The organism is Streptomyces sp. NPDC051776, from assembly GCF_040681345.1.
In the GTDB taxonomy this organism is placed as follows: Bacteria; Actinomycetota; Actinomycetes; order Streptomycetales; family Streptomycetaceae; genus Streptomyces.
This window is the reverse complement of sequence record NZ_JBFAYQ010000004.1, coordinates 69,263-82,456: the sequence shown is the minus strand read 5'-3', so window position 1 is coordinate 82,456 and position 13,194 is coordinate 69,263. Positions and strand designations below refer to the sequence as shown.

At 72.1% G+C, this 13,194-nt stretch carries 11 protein-coding genes; 10 read left to right on the top strand and 1 reads right to left on the bottom strand.

Annotated features, from left to right (window positions below; all coding sequences use genetic code 11):
• The first annotated feature begins 57 nt into the window (after window positions 1–57).
• Together AB0M26_RS05180 and AB0M26_RS05175 are read left to right on the top strand one after the other, a co-directional pair.
• The gene (locus tag AB0M26_RS05180; RefSeq protein ID WP_365254733.1) at window positions 58–915 is read left to right on the top strand and encodes a thioesterase family protein; all 858 of its coding nucleotides are present in this window, start codon (window positions 58–60) and stop codon (window positions 913–915) included.
• A 227-nt stretch (window positions 916–1,142) separates the two neighbouring features.
• On the top strand, window positions 1,143–2,312 hold the full coding sequence (locus tag AB0M26_RS05175; protein WP_365254730.1) for a cysteine desulfurase family protein: 1,170 nt from the start codon (window positions 1,143–1,145) through the stop codon (window positions 2,310–2,312).
• 64 nt (window positions 2,313–2,376) lie between these two features.
• Here AB0M26_RS05175 and AB0M26_RS05170 read toward each other — a convergent pair whose 3' ends face one another.
• Window positions 2,377–3,078 (bottom strand): N-acetylmuramoyl-L-alanine amidase, encoded by a 702-nt coding sequence (locus AB0M26_RS05170; RefSeq protein WP_365254728.1) that lies wholly within the window; start codon window positions 3,076–3,078, stop codon window positions 2,377–2,379.
• 80 nt (window positions 3,079–3,158) lie between these two features.
• On the opposite strand from AB0M26_RS05170, the gene mnmA reads away from it, so the two are divergent.
• The 8 genes from mnmA to AB0M26_RS05130 all read left to right on the top strand — a co-directional run bounded on the left by mnmA (window position 3,159) and on the right by AB0M26_RS05130 (window position 13,180).
• Window positions 3,159–4,334, top strand: coding sequence for a tRNA 2-thiouridine(34) synthase MnmA (gene mnmA, locus AB0M26_RS05165; RefSeq protein WP_365254725.1), 1,176 nt, complete (start codon window positions 3,159–3,161; stop codon window positions 4,332–4,334).
• A 219-nt stretch (window positions 4,335–4,553) separates the two neighbouring features.
• Entirely contained in the window at window positions 4,554–5,243 is a 690-nt protein-coding gene (locus AB0M26_RS05160) for an SDR family oxidoreductase (protein ID WP_365254722.1), read from the top strand.
• Window positions 5,240–6,256, top strand: coding sequence for a methionine synthase (locus AB0M26_RS05155; protein ID WP_365254719.1), 1,017 nt, complete (start codon window positions 5,240–5,242; stop codon window positions 6,254–6,256). The genes AB0M26_RS05160 and AB0M26_RS05155 overlap by 4 nt, the downstream gene beginning before the upstream one ends.
• Before the next feature lie 15 nt (window positions 6,257–6,271).
• Window positions 6,272–8,452: an NAD-dependent DNA ligase LigA gene (gene ligA / locus AB0M26_RS05150; protein ID WP_365254716.1), complete on the top strand. Its 2,181-nt coding sequence runs from the start codon at window positions 6,272–6,274 to the stop codon at window positions 8,450–8,452.
• 218 nt (window positions 8,453–8,670) lie between these two features.
• Complete coding sequence (locus AB0M26_RS05145; RefSeq protein WP_365254713.1) at window positions 8,671–10,800, top strand: bifunctional diguanylate cyclase/phosphodiesterase; 2,130 nt, start codon at window positions 8,671–8,673, stop codon at window positions 10,798–10,800.
• A 351-nt stretch (window positions 10,801–11,151) separates the two neighbouring features.
• Window positions 11,152–11,448 (top strand): Asp-tRNA(Asn)/Glu-tRNA(Gln) amidotransferase subunit GatC, encoded by a 297-nt coding sequence (gene gatC, locus AB0M26_RS05140; protein ID WP_365254710.1) that lies wholly within the window; start codon window positions 11,152–11,154, stop codon window positions 11,446–11,448.
• A gap of 2 nt (window positions 11,449–11,450) precedes the next feature.
• Window positions 11,451–12,944: an Asp-tRNA(Asn)/Glu-tRNA(Gln) amidotransferase subunit GatA gene (gene gatA, locus AB0M26_RS05135; RefSeq protein ID WP_365254707.1), complete on the top strand. Its 1,494-nt coding sequence runs from the start codon at window positions 11,451–11,453 to the stop codon at window positions 12,942–12,944.
• Window positions 12,941–13,180 carry a hypothetical protein gene (locus AB0M26_RS05130; RefSeq protein WP_365254704.1) on the top strand — a complete coding sequence of 80 codons (240 nt, stop codon included), beginning with the start codon at window positions 12,941–12,943 and terminating at the stop codon, window positions 13,178–13,180. Before gatA ends, AB0M26_RS05130 begins: the two co-directional genes overlap by 4 nt.
• Window positions 13,181–13,194 lie beyond the last annotated feature (14 nt).

Sequence of the window (13,194 nt, the reverse complement as noted above, 5' to 3'; positions counted from 1 at the left end):
CATCTCAGCCGACGATTGGGCTACCCGTCAGTAACAAAGCGGTGTACCGTGCAGACCATGGCACAGGGCACAACACAGGCAACGATCGGCGACAGCGAGTTCGATCGCGACACCGCCGTCACGCGGCGCGCACCCGGCATCTACGACGCCGAGCTCTCCGAAGGCTGGACCATCATCCGGGCGATCAACGGCGGCTACCTGCTGGCGATGCTCGGCCGTGCCCTGGGCGAGACCCTCCCGCACCCCGACCCCTTCACGATCACCGCGCACTACCTCACCGCCTCCCGGCCCGGGGCCGCCGAGATCCGCACCCAGACCGTGCGGACGGGGCGCACCATGTCCACCGGCCAGGCGTCGCTGATCCAGCGGGACGAGACCGGCGCCGAGGTCGAGCGCATCCGCGTCACCGCGCACTACGGGGACCTCGCCCTCCTCCCCGACGACGTGCGCACCTCCGCCAAGCCCCCGTCCATCCCCCCGTACGAGCACTGCCTCGGCCCGCGGAACCAGCAGGGCGCCGCGTCCCCCTTCCCCGGCAGTTCCGCCATCACCGACCGGCTCGACATCCGGCTCGACCCGGCCACCGCGGGCTGGGCCGTCGGTCGGCCCTCCGGAAGGGGCGAGATGCGGGCCTGGTTCGGGCTCGCCGACGGCCGCGACGCCGACCCGCTGTCCCTGCTGCTCGCCGTCGACGCCCTGCCCCCGACGGCGTTCGAGCTCGGCCATGTGGGCTGGGTGCCCACCGTCGAACTGACCACCCACGTACGCCACCGCCCCGCGCCCGGTCCGCTGCGGGTCTCGGTCACCACCCGGAACATGGCGGGCGGGTTCCTCGAGGAGGACGCCGAGGTGTGGGACAGCGAGGACCGGCTCGTGGCCCAATCCCGCCAGTTCGCACGGGCGTTGCTCGCCTGAGACCACCGGGATCGGCGGGGCCCGCCGGAGTTGTCCCCGGACTCCGGCCGGGAGAACCCCGGCCAGGCCGTCGCCGCCGGGGCGACGGGCCGCTCCGCGCCCACATTCCCGCAGGACCCGAACGCGCCGCGGGTGCATGCCAAGGGGGCAGGTGCGCACCCGCGCCCCGTGCGCCGGCGAATGCGCGGGGGAAAGGCCGGTCCGCCGCTCGTAGAATCGTGGGCATCATGGCCTACCTCGACCACGCCGCCACCACCCCGATGCTCCCCGAGGCGGTGCAGGCGATGACCGCCCAGCTCGCCGTCACCGGGAACGCCTCCTCACTGCACGCCGCCGGCCGGCGGGCGCGCCGTACGGTCGAGGAGTCCCGGGAAACCGTCGCCGCCGCGCTCGGTGCCCGGCCCAGCGAGGTGGTGTTCACCGCGGGCGGCACGGAGTCCGACAACCTCGCCGTCAAGGGGCTCTACTGGGCCCGCAGAGCCGCCGACCCGCGGCGTACGCGCGTCCTGGCCAGCCCCGTCGAACACCACGCCGTGCTCGATGCCGTCGACTGGCTGGCCGGGCACGAGAGCGCGCGCGTGGAGTACCTGCCCGTCGACTCCTACGGCCGCGTCCACCCCGGCGACCTGCGCGAGGCCATCGCCCGCGACCCCTCGGACGTCGCGCTCGCGACCGTGATGTGGGCGAACAACGAGATCGGCACCGTCATGCCGGTCCGTGAACTCGCCGATGTGGCGGCCGAGTTCGGGATTCCGCTGCACGCCGACGCCGTCCAGGCATTCGGGCAGCTCCCGGTCGGCTTCGCCGCGTCGAACCTGGCCGCGATGACGGTCAGCGGCCACAAGATCGGAGGCCCGTACGGCATCGGGGCGCTGGTGCTCCGCCGGGAGGAGACGCCCGTACCCCTGCTCCACGGCGGCGGGCAGGAGCGGCACGTACGGTCCGGCACGCTCGACGTGCCCGCCGTCGCCGCGTTCGCGGCCGCCGCCGAGCACGCCGCCGCACATCACGCCGACTTCGCCCGTGAGACCGGCGCGCTGCGCGACAAGCTGATCACGGCGGTGCGGGCCGCCGTCCCGGACGCCGTCCTGGGCGGGGACCCGGACCCCGCCGGCCGGCTGCCCGCCAACGCCCACTTCTCCTTTCCCGGCTGCGAGGGCGACTCGCTGCTGCTGCTCCTGGACGCCCAGGGCATCGAGTGCTCCACCGGCTCGGCCTGTACGGCGGGCGTCGCCCAGCCCAGCCACGTCCTGCTCGCCACCGGGACGGGCCCCGAGCTGGCCCGCGGGACCCTCCGCTTCTCCTTCGGGCACAGCTCCAGCGCCGAGGACGTGGACGCGGTGGCCGCGGCGATCGGCCCGGCGGTCGAGCGGGCGCGTACGGCGGGGCTCTCGTAGCGGTCCCGTCCGAGCCGGACGCGGTGGAGGCCCCAGGGTTCGGGGCCCGGGGTGTCGAGGGCCTCTACGCGGCCGGGCGGCTCGCCCGCCGGACGAGCTTGATGTAGCGGTCCCAGTCCCAGTGGGGCCCGGGGTCGGTGTGATCGGTGCCGGGCACCTCCACATGCCCGACGATGTGCTCGCGGTCGACCGGTATCCCGTACCGCGCGCAGATTCCGGCGGTCAGCCGCGCCGAGGAGCGGTACATCTCGTCGGTGAAGGACCCGGGACGGTCCACGAACCCCTCGTGCTCGATCCCGATGCTGCGCTCGTTGTACCCCCGGTTCCCCGTGTGGTAGGCGACGTCCAGCTCGCGGATCATCTGGGCGATGTGGCCGTCCTTGCGCACCACGTAGTGCGTGGCCGCGCCGTGCTCGGGATCCTGGAACACCTTCAGCGCGACCGGATAACTGCCCTCGACGACGTGGACGACCACGCGGTCGATCGCGTAGTCGGCCGGGCGGTCCGCCCTGCGCCGGTTCGCCGTCGACGCGGCGATCCACTGGGCGCCCCGGTGGTCCAGCTCACCCTCCTTGCGCGGCTTGTCGTTCCCCGGGATCCGCCACCAGAGGCGGGACAGCTGCTCCGAGCCCAGCACCCCGGCCGTACCGAGGACGGCGGCGGCGCCGCCGGCGATCAGGGCGCGGCGGCTCAGGGCGGCGGGACGCGGTGCGCCGCCGCCGGTGCCGCGCCCCGCGGGTGTCTCCTCGCGTGCCTGCTGATCCATCCCGCCCCCTCGCGTGTGCCGGTTCTCCGGAACATAACGCCTTCGGGGTCGCGCGCGGTTCCCCTTACCCTGGAGGCGCTATGAACGCCTCTCCCGTCCCCCAGCCCAGCCCGGCCGCGACCGCCGGCCCCCGCCCGGGCAGCCGCCTCCGCGTGCTCGCCGCCATGTCCGGCGGCGTCGACTCCGCCGTCGCCGCGGCCCGCGCCGCCGAGGCGGGCCACGATGTGACCGGCGTCCACCTCGCGCTCTCGGCCAATCCCCAGTCCTTCAGGACCGGGGCCCGCGGCTGCTGCACGATCGAGGACTCCCGTGACGCGCGGCGCGCCGCCGACGTGATCGGCATCCCCTTCTACGTCTGGGACCTCGCCGACCGGTTCCGCCAGGACGTCGTCGAGGACTTCGTCGCCGAGTACGCGGCGGGCCGTACGCCCAACCCGTGCCTGCGCTGCAATGAGAAGATCAAGTTCGCTGCGCTGCTGGACAAGGCCCTGGCCCTCGGCTTCGACGCCGTGTGCACCGGCCACTACGCGACCGTGGTACTGCGCGAGGACGGCACCCGGGAGCTGCACCGCGCCACCGACATGGCCAAGGACCAGTCGTACGTCCTGGGTGTGCTGGACGAGCGCCAGCTCGCCCACGCGATGTTCCCCCTCGGCGACACCCGCACCACCAAGGACGAAATCCGCGCGGAGGCCGAGGCCCGCGGCCTGGCCGTGGCCAAGAAGCCGGACAGCCACGACATCTGCTTCATCGCCGACGGCGACACCCAGGGGTTCCTCTCCCGCCACCTCGGCACCGCCGAGGGCGACATCGTCGACGAGGACGGCACCAAGGTCGGCACCCACACCGGGGCGTACGGCTACACCATCGGCCAGCGCAAGGGCCTGCGGCTCGGCGTCCCCGCACCCGACGGCAAACCGCGCTACGTCCTCGACATCTCGCCGGTGGACAACACCGTCACCGTCGGCCCCTCCGAAGCCCTCGACGTCATCGCCCTCACCGGGATCAAGCCGCGCTGGTGCGGCACGCCTCCCACCGGCCCCGGCACGTACACCGCGCAGCTGCGCGCGCACGGCGGGGAGACCGAAGTTCGCGCCGAGTTCGCCGACGGGGAACTGCGGGTCGCCTTCACCGAGCCGGTGCGGGGTGTGGCACCGGGCCAGGCGATCGTTCTCTACCAGGGCACGCGCGTCGTCGGTTCGGCGACGATCGCGACGACCGAGCGAGCCCGGCCGGCCGTCTCCTCGTCCTCCTGACGTCGCGTCCCGGGCCGACGTCATGATTCCCGGGACCGCTGTCGCCCCCGGGCCGTGCCCCGGGCCGCTCGTAGAGTGACGGGCGTGAACATCCGCGTCCGACCCGGGGTCCTCGCCGGGGACCCGGCGCCGGCCCGGGGTCTTCGCCGGGGACCGCGGCCCCGGCCCCTGGCCCACCTGAAGGAAGCCGCGGGCGTCCGGTGAGGCAAGCTGGGGGACATGACTGCACATCTGATCACCGGGGCGGGTTCCGGCATCGGCGCGGCCGTCACCGAGCGGCTGGCCGGACGGGGTGACGAGCTGTGGCTGCTGGCCCGCGACGCGGGCCGCGCAAAGGAGCTCCAGCAGCGATATCCCGGTGCCCGTACGGTCGTCGGCGACCTGGCCCACCCGGAGAAGCTGTCCTGGGCGTTCGGCCACCAGGAGCTTCCCGACCGGCTGGACTCCCTGCTGCACATCGCCGGTGTCGTGGAGCTGGGCGCCATCGGGGGGACGACCCCCAAGGGCTGGAACGCGCAGCTCGCCGCCAACCTCGTCTCGCCCGCGGAGTTGACCCGGCTGATGCTGCCCCAGCTCCGCGTCGCGCACGGCCACGTGGTGTTCGTGAACTCCGGCGCCGGGCTGCGCGCCAACGCCGAGTGGGGCGCGTACGCCGCGAGCAAGCACGGCCTCAAGGCCCTGGCCGACTCCCTCCGCCTGGAGGAGCACGACACCGGGGTGCGGGTCACCTCGGTCTACCCGGGGCGCACGGCCACGCCGATGCAGGCCGATGTGCACCGCCAGGAAGGCAAGATGTACGACGAGTCCCGCTGGATCGACCCCTCGTCCGTCGCCGTCACGATCCTGGCCGCGCTCGACCTGCCCCGCGACGCCGAGGTCACCGATCTGTCCGTACGGCCCGGCCGGTGAGCGGCGTGGACGCGTCCCGCTTTCCCTGGGGGCCCGCGGCCGCGACGGGTGTCGGCTCGATGCCCGGGACGGACGCACGGGAGGCCGCGAAGACCGTCACAGGTGCGCTCGAGACCTTTCCGCATCTGCCTGAACTGCCCGCTCGCGGACCGGGGGCCGACATGATCGGCCGCACGGCCGGGCTGCTCGTCGAGATGTACGCGCGCGTGGAGCCGAGCGGCTGGCGGATCGGGGACCGGCCGGGCCGCGACACCCGGCGAGCCAGGTCCTGGCGGGGCGAGGACCTCGACGCGCTGGAGGAGTTCACGCAGGGGTACGGGGGCCCGCTGAAGGTGCAGACCGTCGGTCCCTGGACGCTGGCGGCCGCGCTGGAGCTGAAGAACGGAGAAGCCGTCCTGTCCGACCCCGGTGCCTGCCGGGACCTCGCCGCGTCGCTGGCGGAAGGGGTGCGCGGCCATCTCGCCGAGGTGCGCCGCCGGGTGCCGGGCGCGGAGGTCGTGCTGCAGCTCGACGAGCCGTCGTTGACCGCGGTGCTGGGCGGCCGGGTGAAGACGGCCAGCGGCTATCGCACGCACCGGGCGGTCGACCGGGCCGCGGTCGAGGGCACGCTGCGGGAGGTGTTCGGCGCGGCGGAGGCCCCGGTGGTCGTGCACGTGTGCGCGCCGGACGTGCCGTTCGCGCTGCTGCGGCGCGCCGGTGCGACGGGCATCTCGTTCGACGCGGGGCTCCTCACGGAGCGTGAGGACGACCGGATCGGCGAGGCGGTCGAGGGCGGCACCGCACTCTTCGCCGGAATCGTGCCCGGCACGGACACCGCATTGTCGGACCCTGCCGGTAGCGTCGGGGGTGTCAGGACGCTGTGGCGCAGGCTGGGGCTGTCACCGGGGACTCTTGCGGACTCCGTGGTGATCACTCCGGCTTGCGGGCTCGCGGGTGCCTCGCCGGCGTACGCCCGGAAGGTGCTGGCCCACTGCGTCCGGGCCGCGAGATCGCTCGCGGACAACCCTGAGTGACGGGAGGAAGCAACGGTGGCTGGCGAACAGCAGGTGAGCGTGCCCACGGAGGCGCGGGAGCGGCATGCACAGCTCGCTGAGCAGGTCGAGGAGCACCGCTTCCGCTACTACGTCAACGACGCCCCCGTCATCAGCGACGGGGAGTTCGACCGGCTGCTGCGGTCCCTGGAGGAGCTGGAGGAGGAGTATCCGGAGCTGCGCACCCCGGATTCGCCGACCCAGAAGATCGCGGGGCACTACGAGACCGAGTTCACGTCCGTGCAGCACCGCGAGCGGATGCTCAGCCTCGACAACGCCTTCGACGAGGCGGAGCTGGAGTCCTGGGCCGACCGTGTCGCCCGCGAACTGAGCGGCTCCGCCTACCACTTCCTGTGCGAGCTGAAGGTCGACGGCCTCGCTGTCAACCTCACCTACGAGCACGGCCGGCTCACCCGCGCCGCCACCCGCGGAGACGGGCGCACGGGCGAGGACATCACGCCCAACATCCGTACGATCGCCGAGATCCCGGACCGGCTGCGCGGGGACCGCATTCCGGACCTCGTGGAGATCCGCGGCGAAGTCTTCTTCCCCATGGAGAAGTTCGAGGAGCTGAACGCGCGCCTGGTGGAGGCCGGCAAGCCGCCGTTCGCCAACCCGCGCAACGCCGCGGCGGGTTCGCTCCGCCAGAAGGACCCCAAGGTCACGGCCACCCGACCGCTCCACATGGTGGTCCACGGCATCGGCGCCCGCGAGGGCTTCGGCATCGCCCGCCTGTCCGAGGCGTACGGGCTGCTCCACGAGTGGGGCCTGCCGACGTCGAAGGCGTACAAGGTCGTGAACTCCCTCGACGGCGTACGGGAGTTCATCGCGTACTACGGCGAGCACCGCCACGCGGTGGAGCACGAGATCGACGGAGTGGTCGTCAAGCTCGACGAAGTGCCGCTGCAGGGCCGGCTCGGCTCCACCTCGCGCGCACCTCGCTGGGCGATCGCCTGGAAGTACGCGCCCGAGGAGGTCAACACCAGGCTGGTCGACATCCGTGTCGGTGTCGGCCGTACCGGGCGGGTGACGCCCTACGCGGTGGTCGAGCCGGTCAAGGTCGCGGGCTCCGAGGTCGAGTTCGCCACGCTGCACAACCAGGACGTCGTCAAGGCCAAGGGCGTGCTCATCGGGGACACGGTCGTGCTGCGCAAGGCGGGCGACGTGATCCCCGAAATCCTCGGGCCGGTGGTCGACCTGCGGGACGGCAGTGAGCGCGAGTTCGTCATGCCGGCCCGGTGCCCGGACTGCGGCACGGAGCTGCGCCCGATGAAGGAGGGCGACGTCGATCTGCGGTGCCCCAACGCCCGCTCCTGCCCTGCCCAGTTGCGGGAGAGGATCTTCTATCTCGCGGGCCGCAGATGCCTGGACATCGAGAACTTCGGCTATGTCGTCGCCTCGGCCCTGACCCAGCCGCTGGAGCCGTCGGAGCCGCCGCTGAAGGACGAGGGCGACCTCTTCGATCTGACGGTGGAGCAGCTCCTGCCCATCAGGTCGTACGTCCTCGACATGGACACCGGACTGCCCAAGCGGGAACCCAAGACGGGCGAGGAGAAGATCGTCACGCTCTTCGCCAATCAGAAGGGCGAGCCGAAGAAGAACACCATGGCGATGCTCCAGCACATCGAGGAGGCCAAGCAGCGCCCGCTCGCCCGCATCATCACCGGTCTGTCGATCCGCCATGTCGGGCCGGTCGCGGCCGAGGCCCTGGCAAGGGAGTTCCGTTCCGTTGACCGGATCGCCGAGGCCGAAGAGGCGGAACTGGCCGCCGTGGAAGGCGTCGGACCGACGATCGCGGCCTCGGTGAAGCAGTGGTTCGCCGAGGACTGGCACCGCGCCATCGTGGAGAAATGGCGTGCTGCTGGAGTCCGGCTCGAGGAGGAGGTCGGCGAGGACAGCGGGCCCCGTCCACTCGAGGGGCTCACCGTTGTGGTCACCGGCACGCTGGCCTCTTGGACCAGAGATGGCGCGAAAGAGGCCCTGCAGAACCTCGGGGCGAAGGCGGCCGGTTCCGTTTCGAAGAAGACCAGCTTCGTTGTCGTAGGTGACAACCCGGGTTCGAAGTACGATAAGGCCCTCCAGTTGAAGGTCCCGGTGCTGGACGAGGACGGCTTCACCGTGCTGCTGCAGCAAGGACCCGACGCCGCCAGGGAAGTTGCCGAGGTGTCACCCGAATAGCCGTCAGGGATCACGCGTACGGCGCATATCAGATCGTTCCGGATGCCTGGGTCGCATTCGGGCAACCGCTGCGGATCGCTGCCCGTTCCAGCCTTTCGCGGCCTACTGTTGAGATGTGCGCCTCCCGGGCACAGCTGCGTGATGGGACATGACGTGGTGGCATCGGAAGGGGTGCCGCTTTGTCGCGTGGGCACCGCCGGCTGTGAGAGGGACGGGAGATGAAACCCACCGAAAGCGCCGATCCGGCGTCACCACTGCGCCGGGTCGCCGTGCCCGGGCTGCCGGCCCTCGTGGTCGTCGTGGCCGTCGCGGCTCTGACCGCCGGAGTCATCCGGATCCTCGGCGACGGCCATGCGCTCTTCCCCGACGCGACGGTGGGCTGGTCGCTCGCCGTCCTCACCGGCATCATCGTCGGCCACCTGGTCGCCCTCGGCCGTGACCGCTGGTGGGGCGGCACCGGTTCGGGCGCCGCCCTCACCCTCGCCGTTCTGCTGCTGTACGGATGGATCCCCGCCGTTCTGGTCAGTCTGGCCGTCGTCGTCCTGGTCAGCACCGCGCGGCGGCACCGCTGGAAACAGGGCGTGCTGCACGGCGCCGTGGACATCCTCGGCATCGGGGCGGCGGGACTGGCACTGGCCGCCTGCGGCACGGTCCCCACCGTCGAGGAGCCTTGGCTGCCCGGGACCTGGGACTTCTCCGCGGTCCCGCAGGTGATCCTGGCCGCGCTCACCTATCTCGCCGTAACGCGCGCCCTGATCTGGTACTCCCGTGGCTCGCGCGACGGCGGCCTGCGGACCATCGCCCGTACCGCTCTGGCACGGCAGGCGCTCGTCGGTGTCGCACTGCTCGGCATCACCCCGCTCATCTGCGTCGTCGCGACCACGATGCCGCTGCTGCTGCCGCTGTTCGCCGTGCCGTTAGTCGCCCTGGACTCCACCCTGTGGATCGCGCGCGCTCGAGCGGAAGAGCAACTCCGTGACCCCCTCACGGGATTGCCCAACCGGCAGTGGCTGCTGGAGCGCACATGGACGGCGCTGGACGAAGCCGAGCGGGCCGGTGCGCGGTCGGCACTCGTTCTGATCGACCTGGACCGCTTCCGGTCCGTCAATGACACCCTGGGACACCTGGCCGGAGACCGCCTGCTGCTCCAGGTCGCCGAGCGGCTGCGCGTGGCCCTGCCCCGCGGCGCGGAGGCGGCCCGCCTCGGCGGGGACGAGTTCGCCGTGCTCCTGCCCACCGCGGACTCCACCACCAGCGCCCAGCGCGTGGCCCGCCAGCTCGTCGCCACCCTCGGCTCCCCACTCGACCTCGACGGACTGACGCTCGTCCTGGAAGCCAGCGCCGGTGTGGCCGTCTTCCCCGACCACGCACTGGACGCCGAGGGACTGCTGCGCCGTGCCGATGTGGCGATGTACCAGGCCAAGCGGGACCGCAGCGGCGTCGAGGTCTACGAGGCGAAGCGCGACGGCAACACCCCCGACCGTCTCGGCCTCCTGGGCGACCTCCGCCGCGCCCTCGACGCCGGCGAGGTCGAACTCCACTACCAGCCCAAGGTCGGCTTCGACGGCCGGGTCGCAGGCCTCGAGGCGCTCGTCCGCTGGGTGCACCCCGAGCGCGGGCGGGTCAGCCCGGACGAGTTCATCGCCATCGCCGAGTCCTCCGGCCTCATGCCGCACCTCACCGAGTACGTGCTGGAGACCGCGCTCTGCCAGGTCGCCCAGTGGCGCGCCACCGGCCTGGAGGTGCCGGTCGCCGTCAACGTCTCGCCGCGCGACGTCCACACCCCCGGCTTCGCGGGCGCGGTCGCGGCCCGCCTGGCGCGCCACGGAGTGCCGCCCGGCGCCCTGCAACTGGAGATAACGGAGCACGTCCTGCTGGAGGACCCGCAGCGTGCCGCCGACACCCTGGCCGGGCTCACCGGCCACGGCGTGAAGATGTCCCTCGACGACTTCGGCACCGGCTACTCCTCGCTGGTCCATCTGCGGCGGCTGCCCGTCAGTGAGCTGAAGATCGACCGCTCGTTCGTGGCCCGGCTGGCCGTCGACGCGGAGGACGCCGAGATCGTCCGCTGCACGGTCGACCTCGCCCACTCACTCGGCCTGCTCGTCGTGGCGGAGGGCGTCGAGGACGACGAGACCTGGGAGCGTCTGCGTGACCTCGGCTGCGACGCGGTCCAGGGCTGGCTGGTCGCGGCCGCGATGCCTCCCGATGAGACGACGGCCTGGCTCCGCCTCCGCGGCGAACGCGGCTGGCACCGCGTCGCCGCCTCCGAGGAGGACACGGAACCGGAGCCGGAACACGCGGCGATCGAGGAAGCGGACCACCCCTCGAGCCAGCCGGTGAACTGACCCCGCGCGATTGATACTCCCCCTACCGCGGCCACGCCCCCTCGCCTCGCCGCTCTCTCGCACCGCCCCAGGACGGCCTGGGGCGCCGGGCGCTCTCGGCCCCGGCCGCGCGCCGGGGCGCGACCCTGCCGCTGGGCGGCGAACGGCGCGAGCCGTCTCCCGCTGGGCGGCGCAGGACGCGAACCGTCAGCGCGGCGTATGCCGGGGGCGCCGCCGCCTCGCGCCGCCCCGCGCCCCCTCGCGTCGCCGCGGCGACGGCGCCGACGGGGGCAAATGCGTTTCGCTCCCACCCCTGCCGCCGCCATAGGATTGGGGCCAAAGCCTTTACACACTCACCCTGAGGATCGCTGCATGCCTGGCATCACGCGCGAGGAGGTCGCCCACCTCGCCCGGCTGTCACGTCTGGAGCTGTCCGGTGAAGAGCTCGACCACTTCGCCGGACAGCTCGACGTGATCATCGGCGCGGTCGCCCGCGTTTCCGATGTTGCCGACGAGGACGTACCGCCGACCTCCCATCCGCTGCCGCTGACGAACGTCATGCGGGCCGACGAGGTCCGTCCGTCACTGACCCCGGAGCAGGTGCTGGCCTGTGCTCCGGCGGAGGAGCAGCAGCGTTTCAAGGTGCCGCAGATCCTGGGGGAGGACTGAGCATGACGGACCTCACCAGGCTCACGGCCGCGGAGACTGCCGAGAAGATCGCCGCCGGCGAGGTGACCGCGGTCGCCGTCACCGAGGCTCACCTTGCCCGCATCGACGCCGTCGACGAGAAGGTGCGCGCCTTCCTGCACGTCGACCGCGAGGGCGCGCTCGCCCAGGCGCGCGCCGTGGACGAGAAGCGCGACCGCGGCGAGAAACTCGGCCCGCTCGCCGGCGTCCCGCTCGCGCTCAAGGACGTCTTCACCACCGAGGGAATTCCGACGACCTGCGGGTCGAAGATCCTCGAGGGCTGGGTCCCGCCGTACGACGCCACGCTGACACGCCGCCTGAAGGACGCGGATGTCGTCATCCTCGGCAAGACCAACATGGACGAGTTCGCCATGGGGTCCTCCACCGAGAACAGCGCGTACGGCCCGACCGGCAACCCCTGGGATCTCACCCGTATCCCCGGCGGCTCCGGCGGAGGCTCCTCCGCCTCCATCGCGTCGTTCCAGGCCTCGCTCGCCATCGGCACGGACACCGGCGGCTCGATCCGCCAGCCCGCGTCCGTCACCGGCACCGTCGGCGTCAAGCCGACCTACGGCGGTGTCTCCCGCTACGGCCTCATCGCCTTCTCCTCATCCCTCGACCAGGGCGGCCCCTGTGCCCGTACGGTCCTGGATGCCGCGCTGCTCCACGAGGTGATCGGCGGGCACGACCCGATGGACTCCACCTCCATCGACGCCCCGGTCCCGCCGGTCGTCGAGGCGGCCCGCAACGGCTCGGTCCGCGGCATGCGGATCGGCGTGGTCAAGGAGTTCAGCGGCGAGGGCTACCAGCCCGGCGTGATGCAGCGGTTCAACGAGTCGGTGGAGTTGCTGCGCGAACTGGGCGCTGAGGTCGTGGAGATCTCCTGTCCGTCCTTCGACAAGGCGCTGGCCGCGTACTACCTGATCGCGCCGAGCGAGTGCTCCTCGAACCTCGCCCGGTTCGACGCCATGCGCTACGGCCTGCGCGTCGGCGACGACGGCACGCGCTCCGCCGAGGACGTCACCGCCCTCACCCGCGCCCAGGGCTTCGGCGCCGAGGTCAAGCGCCGCATCATGCTGGGCACATACGCGCTCAGCTCCGGCTACTACGACGCGTACTACGGCTCCGCGCAGAAGGTCCGCACACTCATCAAGCGGGACTTCGACCGCGCCTTCGAGCAGGTCGACGTGCTGATCTCGCCGACCACCCCGACGACCGCCTTCCCGATCGGGGAGCGGGTCGACGACCCGATGGCGATGTACCTCGCCGACCTGTGCACCATCCCGTCCAACCTGGCGGGCAACGCCGCCATGTCGCTGCCCTGCGGTCTCGCGCCCGAGGACGGGCTGCCGGTCGGGCTCCAGATCATCGCGCCCGCCATGGCTGACGACCGGCTCTACCGGGTAGGCGCCGCGGTCGAGGCCGCGTACACCGAACGCTGGGGACACCCCCTGCTCGAGGAGGCTCCGTCGCTGTGAGCAAGCTGCAGAAGGCCAAGGGTTTCAAGAAGTCCAAGCCCGGCACGTACCTGTCCATCGGCACGTCGCTCTTCGGCGCCGTCAGCATCGTCAAGCAGGCGAAGAAGGCGCGCTTCGAGAACGACAAGCTGATGCTCGCCGACGCGGTCGTCTCGGCGGCCGCCCTCGTCACCGGCGTCGCCCTGCTGATCCGCGAGCTGCGCCGTATGGGCGACGACGACGTCCTCCTGGGCTGAAGGGTTTTTGGGAA

What these genes read in the sequence shown, in the direction of transcription:
- gatA (WP_365254707.1), top strand. Translation starts at nt 11,451, where the DNA reads ATGACGGACCTCACCAGGCTCACGGCCGCGGAGACTGCCGAGAAGATC.
- AB0M26_RS05170 (WP_365254728.1), bottom strand. Translation starts at nt 3,078, where the DNA reads ATGGATCAGCAGGCACGCGAGGAGACACCCGCGGGGCGCGGCACCGGC.
- AB0M26_RS05160 (WP_365254722.1), top strand. Translation starts at nt 4,554, where the DNA reads ATGACTGCACATCTGATCACCGGGGCGGGTTCCGGCATCGGCGCGGCC.
- AB0M26_RS05145 (WP_365254713.1), top strand. Translation starts at nt 8,671, where the DNA reads ATGAAACCCACCGAAAGCGCCGATCCGGCGTCACCACTGCGCCGGGTC.
- gatC (WP_365254710.1), top strand. Translation starts at nt 11,152, where the DNA reads ATGCCTGGCATCACGCGCGAGGAGGTCGCCCACCTCGCCCGGCTGTCA.
- mnmA (WP_365254725.1), top strand. Translation starts at nt 3,159, where the DNA reads ATGAACGCCTCTCCCGTCCCCCAGCCCAGCCCGGCCGCGACCGCCGGC.
- AB0M26_RS05180 (WP_365254733.1), top strand. Translation starts at nt 58, where the DNA reads ATGGCACAGGGCACAACACAGGCAACGATCGGCGACAGCGAGTTCGAT.
- AB0M26_RS05175 (WP_365254730.1), top strand. Translation starts at nt 1,143, where the DNA reads ATGGCCTACCTCGACCACGCCGCCACCACCCCGATGCTCCCCGAGGCG.